We start from the raw sequence: 23778 nt of genomic DNA, 5'->3' as shown, positions 1-23778 counted from the left end.
TCTAGTGAGGCTTGCGCCAAACAAAATAGTTAAGTGGAGTTATAAGCCCCTTCATTTAAAATTATGAACAAATCTGCTGAATTGGGCAATTTAACTAATCAGTTTTAACCCTGTTATCAGCTAAAAACTCATTACTTTTAGGCTTATAAGTGCCTGATTTTCGTCATTGTGACTAAAATTACATTATAAAACATACTGTTCGTCCCAGAAACAGGTGCATTCGTCACAAATCAAGCAATCTCATCAAGTTTTTGGTGCCTTCATGGCTCCTTCCCTAACGACAGTTTATCCCTGTCCACCCTCCATTTACTGTATTTTTCCTGCAATTGGTAACGACCCCAATACTTTCACCCCAGAATTAAGGCCGCTTATCACTTCCATTCCATCGGTAGCGGATCGCCGCTGGTGCAACCTGTTGCCAAAACTTAGTTTTGTCTTGCACAAACGCGGAGATAACTGCGGTTATCCCTATTAAAAAAATAAATATCTCGGGGAGATTCAAAATGAAGAATCAGTCTAAAATAGCCAAATCTATTCGATTGGCTCTAACCATAGGCGCAATAACGACAGCGCTTCCAGGGGCGTTTGCATTCGCTCAAGAAGCGGAAACTGAAGAGGAAGCGAGCGGCGTTGAAAAGATAGCAGTAACAGGTTCAAGGATCCGTTCTGCCAATTTAAACTCAGTTTCACCCTTGCAAAGTTTCGATGCTGGCGACATTGATGCTTCCGGTGTAGCCAACCTCCAGGAATTGTTATTAGACAATCCAACGTTTGGTACACCCACTATCAGCAGAACCAATTCAAACTTTAATACCGCCAGTGCCGGTATTGCCACTGTTGACTTACGTAACTTAGGGACCGCCAGAACACTGGTTTTAGTCAATGGTCGTCGTTTCGTTTCCGGTCAACCAGGTGAAATGGCAGTTGACATGAATACCATTCCGGCACAATTTATAGAACGTGTTGAAATCTTAACGGGTGGCGCGTCTTCAGTCTACGGTTCGGATGCAGTAGCGGGTGTTGTAAACCTTATTCTTAAAAACGATTTTGAAGGCGTTGAGTTTGAAGGACAATACGGTCAAAGCTCTGAGGGTGATGACACCGAGCGCCAATTTAGTATCACGACAGGTGCGACAACGGATAGTGGCAAAGGAAACATCATGTTCCACCTGGGGTATACCGACCAAGGTGGCGTATTTTCAAGAGATCGTGAGCGCTCTGCCGTGGATCAGTTCTCTACCTTCCGTTTTACTGGTGATCCTGCTGATGCGTTTACCCCTACTCGTCCTTTTTTCTCGTCGTTTCCACCACAAGGGCGATTTGATGCTGGCGGTGTAAGATATACCTTTGACAGCAATAACAATTTACAAGAAGGCTTCAGTACCAACGGCGACGGAACTATTGGCCCCGATGGCTTTAATCGCAGTGACTATCGCAGAATTGCTATTCCTACTGAGCGCTATTTGTTTGCCTCGAAAGGAAGTTATGAGCTTTCGGATAACCATGCCGTATTTTTTGAGGCGAACTATGCTGCATCGCAAACGGTAACCGAACTGGAGCCTTTCCCTTTTGCCTCTGATGACATCTATGCCGATGGTGCGGTACCTTTAGAGTTTGATGTCAATGGTACAATTTTAACTAACCCCTATGTACCGGATGAAATCCTTAACTCTGCCGTAGATGTTAATGGTGATGGCTTAAGAGATTTAGATTTCTTCGCCAAACGTCTGTTGGGTGTTGCCAATCGTGGTAATATCGCGGATCGAGACACCTTCAGATTCACCTTGGGTTTTGAGGGCGAATTGGTTAATGACTGGTTCTATGACATCTATTATGTATACGGTCAAACCAAAGAAGCACAGATTTCCAGTGGTCAGGTTAATGTTCAAAACTTCCGTTATGCTCTGGAAGCGGTCACTGATACGTTGGATTTGGATGAAGACGGTATTACCGATGAAGCCATCTGTGTGGACGAAACGGCTCGTAGCTTCGGCTGTGTTCCCATCGATATCTACGGTTTTGGTTCCATTACGCCAGAGGCCGCGGCCTACATCAACGCACCGGGCATGCTGTCATCCTTTATCTCTCAGGAAATCTTTGGTGGTAACATAAGTGGTGATGCCTTTGAACTTCCTGCAGGCCCGCTAGGCGTCGCTGTAGGTTTTGAATATCGCGAAGAAACCAGTCGTGACGAGTTCGATGCCTTACAACAAGCAGGCTTAAACGCAGGTAACGCTATTCCAGCCACCAAAGGTGAGTTTGACGTTACCGAGTTCTATATTGAGGCGAATATCCCTATTATTGAGGATGTTACAGCAAGAGCGGCTTATCGAACTTCAGACTATTCTACTGTGGGTAGCACATCCAGCTGGAATGTTGGCTTTGATTGGCAGATTACCGATTGGATGCGTTTACGTGCTATTGAGGCAGAATCCGTTCGCGCACCTAACATTAACGAACTGTTTTCGCCACCGAGTCAAACCTTCCCACCGGACCTGAACGATCCTTGTGCTGGTGTAACGGCCTCTGATACAGGCACTGTTGCCGATCGTTGTAAAGCCGACCCAGGTATAGCGGCAAACATCGCGGCCAATGGCTCTTTCACACTCAATCAAAGTGATATTCAGGGTATCAGTGGTTTCAACCGCGGTAACGCCAACCTGATAGAAGAAACGGGTAAATCAACAACCATTGGATTGGTATTTACACCTGATGGCATGTTAGAAGATTTTGGTTTGACTATCGATTACTTTGATATCGAAATCGAAAACGCCATCGTACCTACACCAAGACAATTCATTCTTGATCAGTGTTACGGTGGTGACCAGAGCTTCTGTCAGTTTATCACTCGTCGCGCAGCACCTTTGGGCACTAACAGCGCCGGCTCGTTGGAGTTCATTGACAGTGCTGACTCAAACAGCGGTGGTGAAGTCAACGAAGGTGTGGATTTAACCCTAACCTATTCTGGCAACGTCGGCCCAGGCAGATTAAACAGTCGCCTTGCTTATACTTATGTAATTGAAGGTGGTGTAGTACCTCTACCCGGTGCTGCGGCCGACCCATACGTGGGTGAAATTGGCGCTTCTGAGCACCGTGCCAACCTGAATGTATCTTACGACTGGGACGCATGGTCTGTCAGTATGGGCGCAACCTATATCGGCTCTGCGGCGTTTGATGATCAGTTCCTGGCTGGTTTTGATCTTGCCCCGGGTGCAATAGAGGTAGGTTCAGAGGTCTACGTTGATACGCAGGTAACCTATCAGCTGACAGACACTGTAGAGTTGTTTGCCGGTGTAGACAACCTGTTTGACCCTGAGCCGCCAGCAATTTTAAGTGGCATGGCTAGTAGCGATACTGGAACGGAAACGGAAGCCGGTACCTATGATCCTGTAGGTCGACGCTGGTACCTGGGTGCACGTGCTCGTTTTTAAAGGTTCCTGACGATTTCGAACAAAGGATTGTTTGTATTGCAAGTCGACTGTGAAGTTGGTCTTGTACACCCCCTGACAGAGTCCAGGACGGACTCGCCTCAGGTTTCATTAAATGTTGAATGTTGTGTTCTTGCCCCGCTTCACTGAATTCGGGGCTTTTTTATTCCTTTAAAAAATTTCCGGAACCCAATTTAACTCTCGTGCCGGGGGTCGTTTATAGGCTTCTCTATCAATCTCCGGAAGAATTATCTCCTCATGATTTATCTTTCGGTAATCAATTTGTTCCAGTAAATGCGAAATACAGTTAAGGCGGGCCGATTTTTTGCAGTCGGCGTTCACGATATACCAAGGAGATGATTCAGTATCAGTATGTTCCAGCATTGCATCTTTGGCTTTAGAATATTCCACCCAGCGCTTTCGCGCTTCGAGGTCCATTTCTGAGAATTTCCAGCGCTTTAGCGGATTAGAAAGTCGTTCCTTAAAGCGTTTTTCCTGTTCCTCATCAGAAACAGAGAACCAGTACTTCACCAATACAATCCCTGATCGCAACAGCATGTTTTCGAATACCGGGCATGAAACTAAAAAGTCCTGATATTCCTGCTCAGTACAAAACCCCATGACTTTTTCAACCCCGGCCCGGTTGTACCAGCTGCGGTCAAATAGCACGATTTCACCAGCTGCCGGCAAATACTGAGTATAACGCTGAAAATACCATTGGGTTTTCTCTCTGTCCGATGGCTTACCCAGTGCGGCGATTTTCACCACTCTGGGGTTAAGGCGCGCCGTAATGGCTTTGATTGCACCGCCCTTGCCCGCGGCATCTCTTCCTTCAAATAGCACCACAACTTTCAGGCCAGTGCGTACCACCCAATCTTGCAGATAGGTGAGTTCCAACTGAAGTTTTTTAAGTTCTTTCTCGTATCTTTGTTTCTTCATTAGCCAATTAATCTGTGGATAAAACAAGCGCTTTGCAATTGTGTAAGCTTAGGAGCTCTTTAGATGAGAAAGCAAGTTCAATTAAATAGTAAACACCACTAACTTTTTTCACCACTCTGATCTAACATTGTGGAAATTGATAAGGAGAGCCTTTATGAAATTGGCAATATTGTCCCGTTCCCCAAATATTTACAGCACTCGAAGATTAAAAGAGGCAGCCAAAGACCGTGGTTTTGACGTAAAGGTGTTGGATACACTGAAGTTTGCCATTGACCTGAAACAAGGTGACCCCGACCTGTATTACAAACAAAAAGAAATCGCCGACTTTGACGCGGTTTTGCCAAGAATTGGCGCTTCCATTACTTATTATGGCACTGCGGTCGTTCGTCAATTTCAAGAGATGGATGTGTTCTGTGCGAATACCGCCCACGGTATCAATAACTCGCGCGATAAACTGCGCAGTTTACAAGTGCTTGCCAGACATCATATCGGGATCCCAGAAACCACCTTTGTGCGCGACAAAAAAGATGTTTTACCTGCCATAGAGCGCGTTGGTGGCGCCCCGGTGATAATCAAACTCATCGAAGGTACTCAAGGCATTGGAGTACTATTGGCAGATACCGTAAAACAAGCGGAAGCCATCATTGAGCTTTTACAAAGCCAAAAGCAAAACGTACTTATTCAAAAGTTTGTGGCGGAGAGTCGGGGTAAAGACATTCGAGCTCTGGTGGTTGGTGATCGCGTCGTTGCCGCTATGCGCCGTGTGGCTCAAGGTCAGGAGTTCAGAAGTAATGTGCACCGCGGAGGTCGCGCTGAACAAGTGGAACTCTCAGAGGAATATGAACAGGCAGCCATCCGTTCAGCACAGATACTGGGCTTACGCGTCGCAGGTGTTGATATGCTTGAGAGCTCTACCGGGCCACAAATCATGGAAGTGAACTCTTCCCCGGGACTTGAAGGCATTGAAAACTGTACCCAACTGGACATCGCTGGTGCCATTATTGATTATATTGCCGCTCAAGTGGATTTCCCGGAAATAGATATTCGTCAACGCCTTACCGTCAGTAAAGGTTATGGGGTAAGTGAGATCTATGTGCCCGAAGGTTCAAACTATGTGGGTAAAAAGCTGGCAGAAATCGGATTGTCAGAGAAAGACCTCAATGTACTGACGTTATACCGTGGTAATAAGGTGATACCTAACCCCAAATCCGAGCGTGTTCTTGAGAAAGAAGACAAATTGCTCTGCTTCGGTAAACTGGAATCCATGCGCGGCATGGTGCCAGTAAAAGCCCAGCGTAAACGTTCACCTAAAATTCAAGACTTGCCCGATACTGAAGTTACCAGAGACAGTAACGGTTAGTGGTTTTTATAACGCAGCAGTACCAGTATAGAGCTGGCACTGCTGCGGTTTTATTTCCATGCACTTTATTTCTTGTAGCCTTCGAAATTATCTGGTCTGAATTGCCATTTAGCCCATGACAGCAGCAACGGCTTTGTTTACACTAGCTGCATCAACCGCTTGCCACCCTACTAAGCGCACAAAATCCAAATAAACCCAAATATCTCTCAGTGTTAAAGGAGACATGTAGATGTATAAACTCGTACTTATTCGTCATGGTGAAAGCACATGGAACAAAGAAAACCGCTTTACCGGCTGGCATGATGTCGATTTGACTGATACTGGCGTAGCTCAAGCCAAAATGGCTGGTAAGCTGCTAAAGGAAAACGGTTTCAGCTTTGATCTGGCTTTCACTTCTGTGTTAACTCGTGCCATGCGCACACTGTGGATTGCACTGGACGAAATGAACGAGCTGTACACTCCTGTAGTGCGTCACTGGCGTTTAAACGAGCGCCACTATGGTGCATTAACGGGCTTGAACAAAGCTGAAACGGCAGAAAAGCACGGTGAAGATCAGGTAAAAATCTGGCGCCGTAGTTTTGATATCCCGCCCCCGGCAGTGGAAGAATCTGATGAGCGCTTTCCCGCGCATGACAAGCGTTACGCCGGCATTGATCCACGCATACTGCCAAAAGCGGAAAGTTTGGCATTAACCATCGACCGTGTTTTGCCTTACTGGCACGACACCATCGTCCCTGAAATCCGCGGCGGTAAGAAAGTCATCATTGCTGCCCATGGCAATAGCTTACGTGCGTTGGTTAAGTACCTGGACGATATGTCGGATCAAGAAGTGCTGGAGTTGAATATCCCGACAGGTGTGCCACTGGTTTATGAGTTGGACGAAAACTTAAAACCGCTGAATAAGCAATACCTTGGCGATCCTGAAGAAATCAAAAAGATGATGGATGCCGTTGCGAATCAAGGCAAGTCTAAATAATCGAGCTATACAATAGAAAAGCCGCTTCAAATGAAGCGGCTTTTTTGTTTCTGAGTTAGCTCACATTTAGTTCACTTTAAAGCGAGACAGGTTGCCATCAATCTGTTCACTTAGCACGTGCAACTCGTCTGACTGCGTTGTGGCCTGGTGAACATTCTCTGCCAGCTGGTTGGAGGCATCGTGAATGGCCGTAGCGATACGATTAATTTCTTCTGTTGAGGTATACTGCTCACGAGATGCGTTGGCAATGGTATTGGCTCTACCAGAGATATCCTCAATCGCTTCGGCAATACGCATCAAACTACTGGTCACTTCCTGAGCGCTTGTGCCGGTTTCGGCAGTAAGTGCTTTGCTATCCTCCATGATGCTCACTGCATTTTGTGTTTGTTCCTGAAGCTCTTTTATCACGTTCTGAATTTCGCCAGTGGCCTCATGAGTTCTACCTGACAGGGCCCGAACCTCATCTGCTACCACAGCAAAGCCACGTCCCTGTTCACCAGCACGCGCAGCCTCAATGGCAGCATTTAAAGCCAGTAAGTTGGTTTGCTCGGCAATACCTTGAATTGTGGCCAATATGCTGTTGATTTGCTGTCCTTGTTCGTCGAGGCGATTAATAGCAACGGTAGTTTCATCAATCTGTTTGGTTAAGCGCTCCATACGCATCTTGTTTTCTTCCGCGTTTTTCATGCCATTATTCCCCTCTTCCGCGGCACTTTGTGCTGCAGTTGCGGTATCTGTGGCATTGTCGGCAACGTGAGATGAAGTGGTGGACATTTCATTGATGGCCGCGGCCACCTGACTGATTTCCGACTGTTGTAATTGAATCGCGCTGTTATTGTTTTGCGCATTATCTCTGGCAGAATTTGACAGGGCCGTTAGTTGTGTCGACGATGTCATGGTATCGGCCACAAGGTCGTGAATGATAGAAACAAAGCGGTTAAAAGATTGACTCAAGCGCCCTATTTCATCGTTACTGGCTACATCCAGACGACGGGTAAGATCGGCATCACCTTTACAGATATCAGACATGGCTTTATTCAGCGTAACCAAGGGTTGTAACAGATAAGAGATCATGAAACCAGAAACCAATACAACCATGGCGATGGTAACAGCAGAAATCAGCACGTTGGTAAAGGCAATCATACCTAAACCAGACATCGCATCAGACTCTTCCATCGCTAACAGTAACTTCCAGTCAACACCATCAATCTCAAAGGTAGCCGCAAGCCAGTTTTTGTCTTTTATCTCTATTTCTTGAGCTGTATTGTTTAAGCGAACACCACGCCCCATGCTAGACAAGGATTTACCTACCATAGATTTATCCGGGTGCACCAGGAATTTTCCCTCACCATCAATGAGCGCGGCATAACCTGACTCACCGATTTTGACACCAAGCACCTCATTCACGACATCACCTAATTCAACGTCGGCAGCGATAACATCGGCATCCGCAGGTTGAGCAAAGGTCATCACGATATTACCGGAGCTGGCATCTTGATATGGCGGAGTGACGATTTGTTTGCGAGCTTGCTGTGCCTGTTGATACCAAGGGCGCGAGCGCGGATCATAATCTGCGGGCAAATTAATCGCTGGATAAGTCAGCATCCTGCCGTCTCCGGCTCCCACGTACATGACTTCAAACTTTCCTGCTAACTGGCCTTGCTGCACGGTATTTTGGATGTCATTGCCCATTTGCAACGCTTCTGCAGCACCTGAGACTATCTGGCTTTTAACTTTAAACCAGTTTGAAACGAATCTTGTGGTGTTTTCGCCTGTCCTTGCGATGATTTCCGTGACACTTTCTTTCAGGCCAGAACGGGCCTGCATATAATTGACGATGCCGTTAATAGTTACCAATACGAAGACGGCAACCCCGACACTCAACATAAGCCTTGCTCGGATACTTATGGAGTTCATTGCTTGTTTCCACGTTACATCAGCTTAAGCTGATTATTGTTGTTTTATTATATGGTTATGTGTTGATTTGTCTTTTTTGACAAATACGAACTTGGCAGATTACTCAAAGGGCGACAGGATTAAAAGGCATTCCTGGCAAAAAAACGCTTTTTCCATCTGATTTCATCCACCATCCTTATTATCTGCTGATTTAAGTCTTTTTTGATAAGCGCGGCGCAAATTGTGCTCTATAACCTCAGACAAGGTGAGTCTGCCACCATCCGATAACAGGGTTAGCATTTGATGAGCTTGCTTTGAAACAGTGATATTTTTGCCCTTGTCGCGCATCCGGGCTTTGCGAATTGAGCTATTTAACTTTTGTTTTTGTTCATCATTTAAATGGACGGCAATCCAGTCTTGCCAGGCAGCAAACTCATCGGGTAACTGATGCAAGCAAGCTATCGCATCATTTTTAGTTTGATAATCAATACCAGACCAAAAAGAAGGCCGGGAAACTGCCCGCAGCAAATACTGTTGCACAGAAAAAAGTTCAGATGCTTTCAAAGTTAGGACCTCAGCAGAATATGTTACCTGTCACAGATTGTATTGTGTGACAGGTAACACGTGCAACTCAAAAATAAAATACTGAACAATACCAGTAGAATGCGTAGGTGTATTTTAGTTATTGTTTTTTATAGTCAGGTATTGAGTTTTAAAACTCATTTTGAGGGAATGACTTGCACAATTATGTACTCATGTTCTGACTAAACACAGCGCAAAAACACATTGTGTAATCAATTTTTTACACCAACAGTGAGTGCACCCTTTATCGCTACTGGGGTTAGTGACAATTAATCGTTAAATGCACGCTAAAAAATCAATATTGGCCTCCACATTCTCCATATTTATCCGCGCAGTATTTATACCCTTATTAGTATATAAAGGTACAACTCAGCCCCTCATAGGTATGAGTTTTGATAATTTTTTTAACCCAAGTCCTGACATAGGATCCAGTTATTAACAACTGAATAGGTTTAATTGCCATGTGTCTCGTCCTAAAATACGTTGACGTTTTATGCAGGCCGGTAGATTTTATCTATCGGCCTTTTTCGTAATGCACCTGGTTAGGTGTTTTCATTCCCAAACTCAAGTGCGGCCTCATCTCATTGTAGATGTATATCGATTCATCCACGAGTTGCTTTAATTCCCGCCTATTCTTGCACTGATGCAACAAGAACTCCTGCTTTAGTATGCCATTGATTCTTTCTGCTAAGGCATTCTGATAGCAATCATAACCATCGGTCATAGATGGAGTAATGTTGTGATTTCTCAGGACAGCCTGATATTCCTCAGAGCAATATTGCACTCCTCGGTCTGAGTGATGAATCATTGGATGGTTATAGTACTTATGCTTGATACTCATATTGAGTGCCTTAACCACATCTGTTGCTTTCATTTCATCGCTGAGTTCATACCCCATTATCTTTCGGGAATATGCATCCGTTGTTAATGATAAATAGTGCGTACCCGCATCTGACTTCACGTAGGTAATATCACTCACAAGCACATCCTCAGCCTGTTGAGGTTGATAGTCCTTCAGTAGATTCGGGTGCTTTTTCATCCAGTGACGGCTGTCGGTTGTTTTTGTGTAACTACGTTTGGGTTTAACCAACATGCCTTCTGCGCGTAAATAATCAAACAGTCCATCACGCCCCAACTTAATGCCAAGTTTATCAAGCTCTGGTTTCATCAGTTGGTAGAGCTTTCGAGTCCCAATCCGCGGCATGTACTGGCGCCAATACAGCACCATGTCCTTAACCGGCATTAGCCTCTGCTGCTTATCGTTAAACCGCTTAACCCACTGATAAAGCCCTTGAGGTGTAAATCCGAATAGGCGACAACAACGAGCTAGCTTTCTTCGTTTTTCAACTTTTCCCGCCCAGAGAGCTTGTCGTAGTACTTTTTTCTGTAGTTACTCCCACACTCGTTATCAACACGGGTTACTACCTCTTCCAGAACATCAATTTTGAGTTCAGCATCAGCTAATGCGCGTTCTAAACGCTTAATCTTTTGGGCGGGTGTTTCGTTGGATTGAGACATAAGTGAATGCATCAAAGGCTCAGACCAATCCAGCTTACCATGCTTTCGTAGCCAGACGAGAACTGTACTTCGGCCTTGAATGCCAAAGTGCTTTTGAGCTTGTTTGTAGGTGAAGTCGCCTTTTTCGACTTGCGCTACAACGGCCAATTTAAAGCCTAAGGTGTAATCACGTTGAGTTCGTTTAACGCGTTGTTTATCTGGGTTTCTCATAATAAGTCCTAAATGTGTAAACACATTTCAGGACGGGACAATGTTGGGATCGAAAAAGCCTTCAGGTATTCGATGCTTATTATTGATGGGTATCGTATCAAGTAGCTCTGGCTGGGCTGCACAATGTGAATTTAACGTAGAGAACGAATGGAACTCAGGTTTTACCTCCTCAGTTAAAATAACTAACGATGGAGAGCAAACCATAACAGGATGGCAGGTGGGACTGGCCTATTCACAAGGCTCAACAGTCACTGGAGCCTGGAACTCTAGCTTCACCGGAAGCAACCCCTACACTTTTACGAACGCCAGTTACAACCAAACCATTAACCCAGGAAGCAGTGTTACCTTTGGCTTTAACTCGCAAAAAGGAACGCCAGGAGTAAATGCTGAGAGCCCAATCCTGTCCGGTGTTTGTGATACTGATAGTGTTGTAATGGCACCGGAAGCCGTCATCGAACAAGATGTTGTAGAGGGCCAAATTCCGCTTACGGTTACTTTTAATGGCGCTTCTTCGGTATCTCAAAATAGTGAGATATCCCAGTGGCATTGGAATTTTGGTGATGGGCAATCTGGCAGCGGTGCTGAAACCTCTCATACATACGAAAGCGCTGGCAGTTATCAGGTACAGCTCACCGTCGTTGATGACAATGGCGAATCATCTCCGGCTAGCGTTACCATTGTTGCCACAGAGCCCGAGCCTGAAAACGGCATGTGCGAATTTTTTGTTGAGCACGAGTGGAATTCAGGCTTCACCGGCAAGGTACGCATAACCAATCAAAGCCCCAATACCGCTAATTCATGGACAGTGATCATGGCTTTTTCAGACAATACCATGGTAACCGGAACTTGGAACTCTGCGTATACTGGTAACAATCCTTACACCATTAGCAATGCCAGTTACAACAGCACTATTTCACCAGGTAATTTCGTTGAGTTTGGCTTTAATGCCCAAAAAGATAACAATCAAGGAGACGTAACCATTCCTTCGTTAAGTGGTTTTTGTGATGGTGTAGCACCACCTCCAAATACCCCACCCGTTGCCATTGTATCTGTATCGGAAACTTCCGGTAATGCACCACTGACGGTGAACTTTTCAGGTAGTGATTCCTCTGATGCCGATAACGACCCCATAACCTTTAATTGGACTTTTGGTGATGGTGGCACTGCAACAACCAGTGAAGCCACTCATATTTTTACGGAGCCTGGAGACTATCAAGTACAACTGACTGTCAGTGATGGTAACAGTGAATCCCTGGCAGAAGTTATCGACATCAGGGTGTTTGATACCATGACGGGTGAACCGCAGGATTACCAACTTGATTCGGCTAACTCTGCACTGTGGTTCGTTTCAACGAAAAAACTCCATACTCTGGAAAGTCATACTTTCACTGAAATAGCTGGAGAGTTAACCACTCAGGGTGATGCTAGTTTGAGAATTAGCCTGGACAGTGTCGACACAGGCATTGCAACACGTGACCAGCGCATGCGAGAACACCTGTTTGACACTGCGACATTCAGTGAGACCGAAGTACTACTCAGTTTCGATGCCGAGCAAATCAGCGCTATGGCTGTGGGTACCAGTGAGTTTTTAACTGTTGAAGCCCTGCTCAATATGCATGGTCTATCAGTTGCGGTCTCTGCCAGCTTGCGCGTCAGCAAGTTAAATAGCGGTAGTTTACTGGTGGTAAATACTCAGCCCATCATCATCAACGCTACAGACTTTAACCTGGACGCAGGTATCGAAACGCTTAAAGAATTGGCGGGCCTTGCTTCAATCAGCTATGCCGTGCCGGTGAACTTCCACCTGCTGTTTCAACCACAAGCTGCACAGGAGTAAGCACCATGAAATGTTTAGCATTGCAAAATAAAACGCTGCGCCTGAGTTACCTTGCGGTTAGCTTGTTCGCTTTACCCGGGTTAGGCCAGGCTGCCACTTGTTCCTGGGATGTCGTTGACGAGTGGAACAACGGATTCAAAGTTGAGATCACCATAACTAACCAAAATGAACCTGCTTTTAGTGATTGGCAGTTAACCTGGAAATTTAGTGATGGCAGTACGCTTGTTAACAGTTGGAATGCAACATTCAGCTGCAATGGTAGTGAATGCTCTGCAACACCACCTTCATGGCAACCGGTGATCAATGAAGGCCAGGCATATACTTTTGGCTTTGTTGCCAACAAAGGCGGGGCTAGCGCGGATACCACTATGGTGATAAGTGGTGATGTTTGTAGTGATGTGCCGTTGTCAGAATCCAATGCAAGCCAGTCTGATGATTGGTTATTAAATGCTGAAAACTCTCAGTTAACCTATGTTTCAGTTAAAAAGGAACATACCGCCGAGATCAATAGCTTTACCTCGCCTCAAGATGAGCCACCGGCAATATCGGGCTCCATTGATGAAAACGGAGAAGCGCTGTTGCGCATCGATTTAACCGATGTTGCAACAGGAGTGGACATCCGCAACAGTCGCCTACAATCTCTATTGTTTGAGACACTATACCTGCCAGATGCCTGGTTTAGCTTGCAACTAGGAGAGGACTACCTTAGTCAACTCCAGTCGGGTGAAGTATCACAAGATACCATTACCGGAGAGTTGTCTTTGCACGGGATTCGTCTTGATGTCAGCGCTCAAGTGTTGGTGAGCAAAATATCAGCCACTGAGCTATCCGTAAGCAACATTCAACCTGTCATCATTGATAGCAAAAGCTTCGATATGGATGCCGGTATCGAAGCGTTGCGCGTTATCGCCAATCTGACTTCAATCGGTGAAGCTGTTCCCGTCTATTTCAATTTAGTGTTTGAAAAAGCCAACTCTGACAATGGTCCGTTATTGATACCCACAGCCCCGGCAGAGCCAGAGTCACTCACAGCTAACTTTAATACTGATGATCTGGAGGCTGAATTAACCTGGCAAGATAACAGCACCAATGAATCGCAGTTTCTTGTGCGTCGCAAACCTGCAGATGGCCGTTGGCAAACGATTGCCGAACTGTCTTCCAACGTGACTCAGTTAAGTGAAGGTTTACCTGATGAAGGCCAATACAGTTATAAGGTTATTGCACTCAATGACAGCGTGCCCTCTCTTGCTACAAACACCGCCACGGTTGAAGTCACCCAGGGCAACCCAATTGTGCGCGGACAGTCCATATTCATGGAGCAATGCGCGGGGTGTCACGGCGTTAATGGTGAAGGCGTTGGCAGTTTCCCGGCCCTTAACAACGAAATGGATTTGTCTACCATGATCAATACCATTGTTACCTCCATGCCATTTGGCAGCCCAGCCTCTTGCGATCAGAGTTGTGCCGAGGATGTCGCTGCTTTTATCGAAACCTTATGGGTAACAGAGCTTACTTGCGACACCAGCTTAACCCCTGTGAGTTATGGCGCCAGACAGCTGAAGATATTAACGCAACAAGAGTATCAAAACAGTGTTGAGGACCTTATGGGTATTGATTATGTGGTGGCAGATGGGCTCTCTGCTGATAATAAAATTGGCTTTTTTAGCAACAACACCCATGCTTCTTTTGTGCCTTCCTCATACAGTAACTTTTTACTGGTTGCAGAAGAAGTGGCGCAATGGTCGGCTGAACAGGATTTTGCCCCTGCACTAAGCTGCGCCGCTATCGATCTGGATTGTGCACAATTGATGATTGATGAATTGGCCCCCAAAATATTCCGCCGTCCATTAGATGCTAATGAAAACTCTACCTGGCTTAGCATTGCCAATGGCAGCGAAACCAATGGTGATATTCAAGCCGGAATGCAACTGGCATTAGAGGGGCTGTTGTCGTCTCCGCAATTCTTATACCGACATGAACTCGGTGAGCCGAACCCTGAGAATCCGTCATTGGACGCCGACGCATTCGAATTAACCTCTTGGGAAATGGCCACCTTTTTAGCATACACCTTCACCGGCTCCACTCCCGATGAAATATTGCACGAAGCGGCTGCAAAGGATGAATTGCGCGATACAGCAAATATCATTGCGCAAGCCAACCGACTCGCTGGCCAGGCCGAAGGTATTCTAGGGCAGTTTATTGGCAGCTGGCTTGGCACTGGAGAACTTGAATTATCCGCAAAAGATACGGATGTATGGCCGGGTTTTGCCAATTTAGTGCCTGATATGAAGCAAGAGCTAAATCAAACCTTTGCCTATGTGATGCTGGATGATGAAGAATCCTTTAACTCACTGTATGCCGGAAACTTCACCTTCCTTAATCAAACATTGGCACGGCACTATGGCATAGATGGGGTTAGCGGTGACGAATTTCGCAAAGTAACCACGTCCGATAGAGGTGGGATCCTGGCTAACGGCGCCTTCATGTCTCGCTGGGGCGAAGCGGTTGAAACCTCCCCTATCCTTCGCTCCGTTCGAGTCAGAAGAAGAATGATGTGTCAGGAACAGCCGGATCCGCCAGCAGGGACCTTTGCTGCCCGTGAAGCAAAACTGGCCGAATTGTCCGAGTTTCTGCAAGACCCTGAAACGACGAATCGGATGAAGTATCACCGACTCACTGAAGATGCACCTTGTACAAATTGTCATACTCAATATATCAACCCACTGGGGTTCGGCATGGAAGATTTTGACACGACTGGTCGTGTCAGAAGCAACGATTTACAAGGTAACACCATAGATGCAAACGGCGAACTCTATGCGCCTGAGAGATACAGTGATATTGACCAGTTTCTACCGTTTTTGGGTGCCAAAGGCCTTGGGCAAGTGCTGACAGGATTAGATTCTGCGCAATCATGTTTACCCAAGCAAATGTTCCGCTTTGTGATGGGGGTTGGTCACCAGGAAATAGACCCAAGCAATCCTGACACCAGTGCCATGAGTGAGATGGAGCAGGCTGGCTATGCTTGCGAGGTGGAAGATTTAACCGACGCGCTGATGAATGAAAGTCCCCGCGCCATGTTCGAACGTTTTGGTTCTCTTGAATCAGTGCGTTACCGAAAAGCCTGGGCTCGCGACTGAGCCCCTTTCAAATCAAGGTAGACGTAAAGAGGATTAAACCATGAAACAAGCAAAATTCAGATCAAACATATTTAATCGCCGTGACCTGTTAAAGTCCATGGCCGCAACAGGCATAACTCAAACACTGTTGCGGGCATCGCCACTGATGGCGGGTATTCTGCACGCGCGAAATGTGGAAGCCCAGGCAAGCAGCACACCTGATAAAACCGTGGCGATCTACATCCCTGGTGGCGGCGTGCACAGATTATGGGCGCCATCAGGCAGTGGTGAGGATATGGTCATGGCACCCATGTCAGCGGCCTATGACTCGGTTAAAACCGAATGTAACTTTTTACTCAATATGTCTCATGCCAATGCCGGCCATGGCCGCATGCCTGTGGTACTCGCCAATAGCTGGGGTGGTGACAGTTATGATGTGGTAATGGGACGAGCCCTTGGGCCCGCTCTGCCTTTTACCTATGTTAACTTGGGCGTGCATAGTAACGGCCAGGGCGCGTTGACCAAAGACAACCGGAACCAAATTCCTTTTGAAGACAACCCTTTTACCGCGTTTCGCCTTTTGTTTGGTAACGTCAACGCCAACCCGAAAACCTCGATTTTGGATGCCCATGCTGAGGCGGCAAATGCCATTAAAACTAAATTAGCCGGTTACGAGACTCAACGCCTGGATGACCATCTGGATGCCATTTCAGACACGCAACGGCGTTTAGATGATTTGTCCGGCGGCAGCACCTGCTCCATCGCACCAGATGCCACAGAGTTTACCTTGTCCCATGATACGTTTACCCAGCAGGCGCACTTGCAAGCTGACATCGCGGTCGCCGCATTATCCTGCAACCTGACATCCTCGATTTCTATTGGTTTTGGCAACCACCAATCCGAGTTCCGACTTCCAGGGCTGAACTACCAAGGCATCTATCACCAGTCTATTCACGGCGGTAGCAACGGTCAGGCAAATTATCCTTATTACGTTGAAATGCGTAATCACCTGGGTAGTTTTACCGCCTATCTCATCAACAAACTCAGAGCCGCAGGGATATTAGACAGCACGGTCGTGGTAGAAACCACAGATATGGGCCATGCAGATTTACACAGTAATAGCGATGTGCCCTTAATGATTGCTGGCGGTGGCAGCGCCATAAATCGAGGCGTTACGACCGCGGCAGGCAGCAGTTACGATCATTGGGATTTACTGCATACAGCGGCCAAGGCCTGCAATGTTGATTTAGGTTACGGAAAGGAAATTCCTGGCGTACTAACTTGATCTTCAAAGTCCTGAATTTTCAAACACTTGGAAAAGATACAGTATGGTCTACAATAGGCCATGCTGCGTCGTTTATTACTACAGGAACATCGTTTTGGAAATTCTTGACTCCATTATTTCACTTACCCTTGTACTGCTATTTGTAATCGACCCATTCGGTAATGTCCCCATTATCCTTTCTGTATTAAAAGATGTGCCCAAAGAGCGAAAACGCAAAATTATCTTTCGCGAAACCATCATAGGTCTGTGTTTATTACTTATTTTTCTGTTCTTCGGAGAAAGCTTCCTGAAATTGTTTGGCCTTCAAGCTGAAGCGGTAACTATCGCCGGTGGTGTGATCTTGTTTGTGATTGGCATAAAGATGATTTTCCCACCGCCAAAAGGCCAGAGCATTTTTGGCGGTCAGGGAGAACCCTTTGTGGTACCTATTGCCATGCCCATGATTGCCGGTCCTTCAGCACTGGCAACACTCATGGTAATGTCGAAAACCTCACAGTTAAGCCTGCCCATGTTAACCCTATCCGTTATGATTGCCTGGACCATCACCATGCTGGTTTTGCTGTCAGCACCATTTATGCTTAAAGTATTAAAAGACAAAGGGTTGTTAGCGCTTGAGCGACTGATGGGGATGTTACTACTCATCATGTCCGTGCAAATGTTTATCAACGGTGTCTTTGGGTTATTACAAAAAGCACCGATTTAGCGGAACTAGCGGCACACCACCAATTGCGATAACCAGTTGCCGTTTTCCATCGTGTGACGAATGGCCAGTATTTGATAGTTGCCATCAAACCAGGCGCTGCAGTTTTTTAGCGCGACCTTTTGCCCCGGCAACAAGTGAGCTTGCCCCTGCACCGTTAATTCCACTTCACAGGGAAAAGCACTTTGCTCAGTGGAGCTGCCTTCAAAATGCGTTACACCATTAAAGTCCAATAATGATTCACCATATTCAAAGCAAACAGAAACTTCGTTTGCCTCCGGATAATCTGCGTCATTCACGGCGTTCAATACCACCACGGTGCCCAAGCCTGAAGCCACTCGCGCTTCAAGTGCAATCAGGGTCCCGGAAAATACAGTGGCTGCAGTGTCGTAGCCCAAAGCAATTTCGATGTCAGAATGAGGTTGGATGCTATCAGGAAAATGAATGCTATCAGTTGCCTGAGAAGACTCATTGATGGTTACCGTTGCCAAACTCTCGTCATCGGCATTTAAGGTGATTTGAATACTATGGACTTGATGGCTTGCACTGAGGGCTTTACCGTCAATGGTGACTGCCGCCATTACACTCAGCTCTTTATTGCTTTCCTTCATTTTTCTTCACTTTTTACTTTTATTATTATTTCATTTTCACTTAATGGTAAATATATTATTTACCGCTACACTTGAGCCTGTTGAATTAACTATCCCTTCACATGGAATATAAAAAGGAACAGTGCCATGACTCAATCCAAAAGACTCAATATTTCTGCCACTACCCCTGTACTTCATTCTGTCGAACACATGGAGCCTGATATTAAGGAACCGATGCAACAGCGACGAGAAGTACTTTATGTGTTCTCCGACATTGTAAACAATGCGCAGTTGTTTTTTGAAGCCATGATAGCGCAGGGCTTTGATAAAAACAGACTTTTAACACCAACAAACAATGGTACCAGCCAGGTAGCAGGTTTGAATACTTATCAAACAGAGTCGCTGGTATTTAACACTCGATATCAGTATCACCCATTTGCTATTGCCATGTGCCAGTCTACTCAAGACGTAGTGATGACCTATAAAACCGCCGTCAAATATAACTTGCCTGTGCGGGTGAGAACAGGCGGTCATGATCATGCAGGAGAATCCAGCGGTGACAATACAGTGCTTATCGATGTCACTGGCATAAAACCCGAAATTTCCATAGATAAACACGGTGTTGCAACCATTGGTGCGGGTTATCGATTCTATCAGCTGACACCCGCTCTGGCTCAGAAGGACAAAATGCTCCCCCATGGTACCTGTGCAACTGTAGCCCTTTCTGGCTTTATCCAAGGCGGAGGCTGGGGACCATGGACCCGAAAACACGGCATGTGCTGTGAACATCTAAGAGAAGCCACCGTTGTATTAGGCGATGGTTCGATTATTCAAGCAACGGAAGATAATCACTCTGAAATTTTGTGGGCCCTGCGGGGCGGCGGCGGTATGAGCTATGGCATAGTTACAGAATGGAAAGTACAAACCTTCGATTTACCAAAAGAGATCCATCGCTTTACGATTGAGTGGAATACTCCCTGCACCACCAAGCTTGCAGATGACTGCCCCACTCCGAGTCACGAATATCCGACAATTGACATATTGCAGGAATGGGAAGAGGCCATCAATGGACAAAATGAGGCGCTGCTGGGCACTAACCTGAAAATTAACGCCATTCCCTTTGAAGGTGATTTTGATAAAGAATATGAAAAAGGGTTGTATCATCACTGCCTGATGTACGGTTATTGGGAGGGCGATGATAAAACTCTGCTGGACTTTATCGACCAGGCTTTCTCTAAAACCGGTGGAAAAAATGGACATATTGTGATCTACCCCGCTAATGGTGCAGGCCAGACTGATCCGGCCGCCAAATATCCGTCCAATCTGATGGGCGATTGGGGTAGAAACTCACTGGCCGATGTCAGCCAATACTCGGGATATGGTTTGGGTAAGACCGCACTTTTGGAAGGTACCCCCTTTACCCCTGATTACGATGCTCCAGCACCACACAAAATTAGCTCTAAACTGGTACCCTCTTCGGCTTCTGGTTTATGGACTGATACCAGCAGAAAACAACTCATTCAAACCTTGTCATCAAATCTGTTGAGCCCTCAAAACGAGCAACTGGGATTGTTTAGTTACGTCACCTTAGGTGCAATCACCGGTGAGTTTTATCAAAACATGAATATTTCGCAAGAAGACGCGTGTCAGGGGCCGGAAAAGGTTGATGGTGTTTTAGGGGTAGCGTTCCCCTATCGCCCTTGCCAGTACACCATTCAATATCAAACCTGGTGGAATGAATCCATCAAAAACAAAATCGAGCTGCAAACCAATGAAGTGTTTGTGGATACCAATCGAGCGATGGACTGGATTGATGTCTCTCAGTCCACCAAAATTGATGGCGCCTATGGCGCGTTCATCAGTTTTAAGGACCCTGGTATCGCCACTAAAATATACTTTCAGGAAAATTATGAACCACTGAAAGCAATTAAAAAGTCATATGTCAAAGACATATACAACCATCTGCGCACTCGCAAGACCATAATCTAGCGCAGCATGACAGCCACCACCCGACATTCGTGTGCGGGTGGTTACCTTTTCTCGTTTCTGATTTTCAAATAGTTCTAATTCAATTAAAAACTGTTATATTTCTTGGAAAAGATAATCCGAGTAAACGATGTTAAACACCTGGCAGATAAGTAACCAAAACGGCAATCAGGCGACCATTCTCAACTACGGTGCCAGGCTGATTGACTGGAGTGCTGAGGTGACGAATGGCCGAAATATTATTGTCGGTTATGATCACGTAGAAGATTATCTGCAAGACGGTGCTTGCATGGGAGCCATTGCCGGTCCTTATGCCAATCGAATTGCAGGGGCACAGGTAAATATTGATGGTAAAACAATCAACCTGGGTGCCAATGAAGGCGTCAATCACTTACACGGTGCACAAGATGGCTTGCAACTGGTCTATTGGCAACTAGAGGCCAGAACCGAAAACGCCATCACATTAGTGCATCAGCACCTTGGTTCATCTGATGTGGGTTATCCGGGCAACATTATCTTTAAAGTGACCTACACGGTGACAGAACAGGATGAACTCATCATTGATATCAAAGCACAATCTGAGCGTATTGTGCCCATAGGCCCTACAGGCCACGCCTATATTAATCTGGGGGAGCACAGTAAAAATATCAACGACCACACTTTGCAACTGAATGCGGAAAGTTATACGCCAGTAGATGAGCAGAATATCCCCAATGGTAGTATTGAGCCAATGCCAGAGGAATATGATTTCCAAAGCGCAAAAGCTGTAACTGCAAGTTTAGATAACAATTTTGTGGTAAAGCATGGCCAAAACTCAGTACCTGTGGCCACGCTAGTTAGCCCCGACGGCAAGCTTACGCTTGAAGTTTGTTCTGACTACCCGGGTATCCAAGTGTACACTGCTGATCACATGAGCACGCCATTTGTATCGCGTAACGCCATATGCCTGGAGCCACAATACTTCCCTGATGCGCCGAATAAGACCAACTTCCCTTTTGAATTCACTGAGCCTGGAAAACCATTTCACAAATTTATTAAGTATCAGCTCAAGAACACGGAATTATAGTCTCAGAATGTTTTGTTATTGCGCTTCTTGGTGAAAATTTTCGCTAGCCAATAAACTATCAAAAAAAGCAGTGCCACACTGAACTGTATAATTAACAGTATACCGGCGGCAATTGATGCTTGAGGGTCACTTGCTATGCCAAAGACCGTTAAAACGCTAATTACAGCCAAAAGAGCCAAGACAAAACAAGCAATTGTTTTTACTATTCGGCTATCGCTTTGTTTTAGCGTGAGAAAGAAAACACTGTAGGGTATTGCTAAAAGCAGAAAGGTGGATGGATTGTAGTAAGAGGTGATCATTGCACAAACCAGCGGAACAATTACGGCCCCCGTTCTTATCAAATTCAAAAATGACAGCTGCAAGTATTCGTTCCTTCTCCGTGAGACCAACATTTAACATGACCGTATGAGTTAAGAAAATTAAAACACAAAGCCCGAGTTTTTCTCTTTCTGGCCTTCGGCCTTCATTTGGGTTTTGTGTTTGTCCAATAATTTTGCGATTGAATCATTAACTTTAACAGAGACAAATTGTTCGACCTCTTTACTGCTAAAAGCACTATAGGCTGGTAATTGGCACCCCATTTCGATATAGCCGTGTGCCTCATTAATACCAAAGTAACGAGCAGCAGCATCGCTGCGGTAGTAGGTGTTCTTTACCTCAAACTGACACTGTGCCGACTTAACATTAAATTGAATAGCGTGTTTCCCCTCAAGCACGCGTTTTTGAGTCTTTTTATTCAAGCTACTGAAAGCATCAATATCCACTTGATAGCGTTTTGCAATGGCCGCAAGAATAACGTCAATTCGCTCAGCATCCAGCCTTTCCACAATCTGTTCCGCTGTCAACGCCAGTATTTTGCCTTGATGATCGACGCTAAAGGTTAAGGTTGCGAGTTTATCAATTCCGGATTTTGATTTGAACTTCGACACCACGGTAGGTGTTTCAGCATCGGCATAAACAACAGAGTTAAAAGCCCATTGGCATTGGGGTTGAGCATATTGTTTACTGATAGTGTTAACTAACGAGTTTTGCGCAATAGTAAGATCGTCTTTTACTCGACGTTTCAAGGCTTCTTTCCTGCTGGATAAATACTCGTCTGCGCTAACCAGTTTTTGATAAGTATCGCTTACGATTTCTGTTATACCAAAACCCGTTTGCCGACAGGCGATTTGGTGCTCTGCTCTCTCTCGTGCTGTTGCCGCAGAACTTAGTTGCTGGTTACCATCTTGCAGATAAAAACTTTGCTGCCCGACACCAAGTTGTTGTTGCAGGCTTTTATTGCCCCCCAACTCCAGGCCATAAAGCGTCATCGGGCTGTCTTTGGCCAGCACTGAATTAGATAAAATAACGAAGGTGAGCACCACGGAAAGGGATTTAATGTATTGCATGAAGACTCCGTCAAAAAAATGTAAACCTTGCTTGAACTTGTCATGTATTGAAGAAATTCAGCAGTTTTATGTGGTTATTGAGTTTTTAATGCAACTTTTGCACCTGAATCAATAGCGTCCTTGCAAAAATCGAATGGGTGTAAAATCCCCTTCTTCCAAAAGAGGTAAACTGCCATCTTCCAGGCATTTAGCAATCCACAATTTTGTAGGTTGTGTTAGCGCCAAAGGGGCAGCTGCAGTTACTTCAGTTATAAGTGATGGATTAATGTCAGCAGTGGCCAAGGCAATCGCTTGCCACACGTTATGTTCGGCTGATTCAATTTCCGCTAGTAAGGTTTGATGAGCCGTTACATCCAAATCATTTTTGCGCTCAAATTGTCGTTGTAATTGCATGGCACGACGAAAAGCCGGAGCCACCAACTGATTGAACAGGGACTCTTCTACAGGGCTGAGATGATGATTATTTTTTTGAGACATAATTCCTCATCTTACAAACTAACCCGTGTGGGATAAACTGTTTTATCAGTGGCAACTTTATCGGTTTTGTCTACACTGAAGCAACGCAAGTAAACAGGGTAACAAAATGACCGAGCCGGAGCTCATTGGCGTAGTGTTTCAGATCAGGGACCAAAGATAAATTTTACGCCATTTGCGGTTTATTCATGGTTTTCGCCGTTATTAATGTTTCAGCGATTAATACTGAATACGGCCTGTTAGAAACCGCATTACACGATTTGAATAACCAAATACAAAACAGTGGTCGCTTTGCTACCCAACTTGCAAACACCCCCGGAATGGGTACCTTCGGCGCGATTGCCATTCACTTAGTAGTAGATTTAATGCTGTTACGGCTAATACATTACCGTTATACACGCAAACGCATTGATACTCAGGTTTGAGA

Annotated in this window: 18 protein-coding genes and 1 pseudogene; 11 read left to right on the top strand and 8 right to left on the bottom strand. The window is 45.6% G+C overall.

From position 1 onward, the window contains the following. Positions 1–503: 503 nt before the first annotated feature. A complete protein-coding gene (locus AABA75_RS10765) occupies positions 504–3431 on the top strand; it encodes a TonB-dependent receptor domain-containing protein (RefSeq protein ID WP_338292611.1) in 2928 nt (975 codons plus the stop codon). 168 nt (positions 3432–3599) lie between these two features. Here the strand turns inward: AABA75_RS10765 and ppk2 are convergent, their stop codons facing one another. Continuing rightward, complete coding sequence (gene ppk2, locus AABA75_RS10760; protein ID WP_338292610.1) at positions 3600–4367, bottom strand: polyphosphate kinase 2; 768 nt, start codon at positions 4365–4367, stop codon at positions 3600–3602. Between the two features lie 154 nt (positions 4368–4521). On the opposite strand from ppk2, the pseudogene AABA75_RS10755 reads away from it, so the two are divergent. From AABA75_RS10755 to gpmA, 3 genes and pseudogenes are all read left to right on the top strand, one after another. Next, positions 4522–5445: pseudogene (locus AABA75_RS10755) on the top strand (ATP-grasp domain-containing protein); the annotation flags it as partial. 15 nt (positions 5446–5460) lie between these two features. Beyond that, a complete protein-coding gene (locus tag AABA75_RS10750; RefSeq protein ID WP_425325598.1) occupies positions 5461–5727 on the top strand; it encodes a cation:proton antiporter regulatory subunit in 267 nt (88 codons plus the stop codon). Positions 5728–5956: 229 nt separating this feature from the next. Continuing rightward, positions 5957–6703 carry a 2,3-diphosphoglycerate-dependent phosphoglycerate mutase gene (gene gpmA, locus AABA75_RS10745; protein WP_338292609.1) on the top strand — a complete coding sequence of 249 codons (747 nt, stop codon included), beginning with the start codon at positions 5957–5959 and terminating at the stop codon, positions 6701–6703. Between the two features lie 66 nt (positions 6704–6769). Here the strand turns inward: gpmA and AABA75_RS10740 are convergent, their stop codons facing one another. From AABA75_RS10740 to AABA75_RS10730, 3 genes are all read right to left on the bottom strand, one after another. Next, a complete protein-coding gene (locus tag AABA75_RS10740; RefSeq protein WP_338292608.1) occupies positions 6770–8620 on the bottom strand; it encodes a methyl-accepting chemotaxis protein in 1851 nt (616 codons plus the stop codon). A gap of 162 nt (positions 8621–8782) precedes the next feature. Next, the gene (locus AABA75_RS10735) at positions 8783–9163 is read right to left on the bottom strand and encodes a hypothetical protein (RefSeq protein ID WP_338292607.1); all 381 of its coding nucleotides are present in this window, start codon (positions 9161–9163) and stop codon (positions 8783–8785) included. A 532-nt stretch (positions 9164–9695) separates the two neighbouring features. Next, positions 9696–10909 (bottom strand): IS3 family transposase gene (locus AABA75_RS10730; protein ID WP_338291436.1). Its coding sequence is split into 2 segments (ribosomal slippage): positions 9696–10573 and positions 10573–10909, totalling 1215 coding nucleotides; the frame shifts between segments, so codons are not numbered across the junction. 40 nt (positions 10910–10949) lie between these two features. Between AABA75_RS10730 and AABA75_RS10725 the strand changes: the two genes are divergently transcribed. The 4 genes from AABA75_RS10725 to AABA75_RS10710 all read left to right on the top strand — a co-directional run bounded on the left by AABA75_RS10725 (position 10950) and on the right by AABA75_RS10710 (position 17850). Further along, entirely contained in the window at positions 10950–12746 is a 1797-nt protein-coding gene (locus AABA75_RS10725) for a cellulose binding domain-containing protein (RefSeq protein WP_338292606.1), read from the top strand. A 5-nt stretch (positions 12747–12751) separates the two neighbouring features. Then, entirely contained in the window at positions 12752–15883 is a 3132-nt protein-coding gene (locus AABA75_RS10720; protein ID WP_338292605.1) for a DUF1592 domain-containing protein, read from the top strand. 40 nt (positions 15884–15923) lie between these two features. Then, entirely contained in the window at positions 15924–17147 is a 1224-nt protein-coding gene (locus AABA75_RS10715; protein ID WP_338292604.1) for a DUF1552 domain-containing protein, read from the top strand. Positions 17148–17241: 94 nt separating this feature from the next. Beyond that, positions 17242–17850, top strand: a complete 609-nt coding sequence (locus AABA75_RS10710) for a MarC family protein (RefSeq protein ID WP_338292603.1) — start codon at positions 17242–17244, stop codon at positions 17848–17850. 5 nt (positions 17851–17855) lie between these two features. On the opposite strand, the gene AABA75_RS10705 is transcribed toward AABA75_RS10710, so the two are convergent. Beyond that, positions 17856–18458 (bottom strand): hypothetical protein, encoded by a 603-nt coding sequence (locus tag AABA75_RS10705; protein WP_338292602.1) that lies wholly within the window; start codon positions 18456–18458, stop codon positions 17856–17858. A 126-nt stretch (positions 18459–18584) separates the two neighbouring features. Here AABA75_RS10705 and AABA75_RS10700 point away from each other — a divergent pair, with 126 nt between their 5' ends. Both AABA75_RS10700 and AABA75_RS10695 read left to right on the top strand, forming a co-directional pair. Continuing rightward, on the top strand, positions 18585–20426 hold the full coding sequence (locus AABA75_RS10700; protein ID WP_338292601.1) for an FAD-binding oxidoreductase: 1842 nt from the start codon (positions 18585–18587) through the stop codon (positions 20424–20426). 127 nt (positions 20427–20553) lie between these two features. Then, positions 20554–21489, top strand: coding sequence for an aldose epimerase family protein (locus AABA75_RS10695; RefSeq protein ID WP_338292600.1), 936 nt, complete (start codon positions 20554–20556; stop codon positions 21487–21489). 2 nt (positions 21490–21491) lie between these two features. Here AABA75_RS10695 and AABA75_RS10690 read toward each other — a convergent pair whose 3' ends face one another. From AABA75_RS10690 to AABA75_RS10680, 3 genes are all read right to left on the bottom strand, one after another. Continuing rightward, the gene (locus tag AABA75_RS10690) at positions 21492–21851 is read right to left on the bottom strand and encodes a hypothetical protein (RefSeq protein WP_338292599.1); all 360 of its coding nucleotides are present in this window, start codon (positions 21849–21851) and stop codon (positions 21492–21494) included. A gap of 57 nt (positions 21852–21908) precedes the next feature. Further along, on the bottom strand, positions 21909–22877 hold the full coding sequence (locus AABA75_RS10685; protein ID WP_338292598.1) for a hypothetical protein: 969 nt from the start codon (positions 22875–22877) through the stop codon (positions 21909–21911). A gap of 108 nt (positions 22878–22985) precedes the next feature. Continuing rightward, positions 22986–23354 carry a hypothetical protein gene (locus AABA75_RS10680; RefSeq protein WP_338292597.1) on the bottom strand — a complete coding sequence of 123 codons (369 nt, stop codon included), beginning with the start codon at positions 23352–23354 and terminating at the stop codon, positions 22986–22988. Positions 23355–23539: 185 nt separating this feature from the next. Between AABA75_RS10680 and AABA75_RS10675 the strand changes: the two genes are divergently transcribed. Then, positions 23540–23776: a hypothetical protein gene (locus tag AABA75_RS10675; RefSeq protein WP_338292596.1), complete on the top strand. Its 237-nt coding sequence runs from the start codon at positions 23540–23542 to the stop codon at positions 23774–23776. The last annotated feature ends 2 nt before the right edge of the window (positions 23777–23778 follow it).

This window comes from Planctobacterium marinum (assembly GCF_036322805.1).
GTDB lineage: Bacteria > Pseudomonadota > Gammaproteobacteria > Enterobacterales > Alteromonadaceae > Planctobacterium > Planctobacterium marinum_A.
The sequence above is the reverse complement of the archived record's forward strand: the minus strand, read 5'-3'. Positions and strand labels throughout refer to the sequence as shown.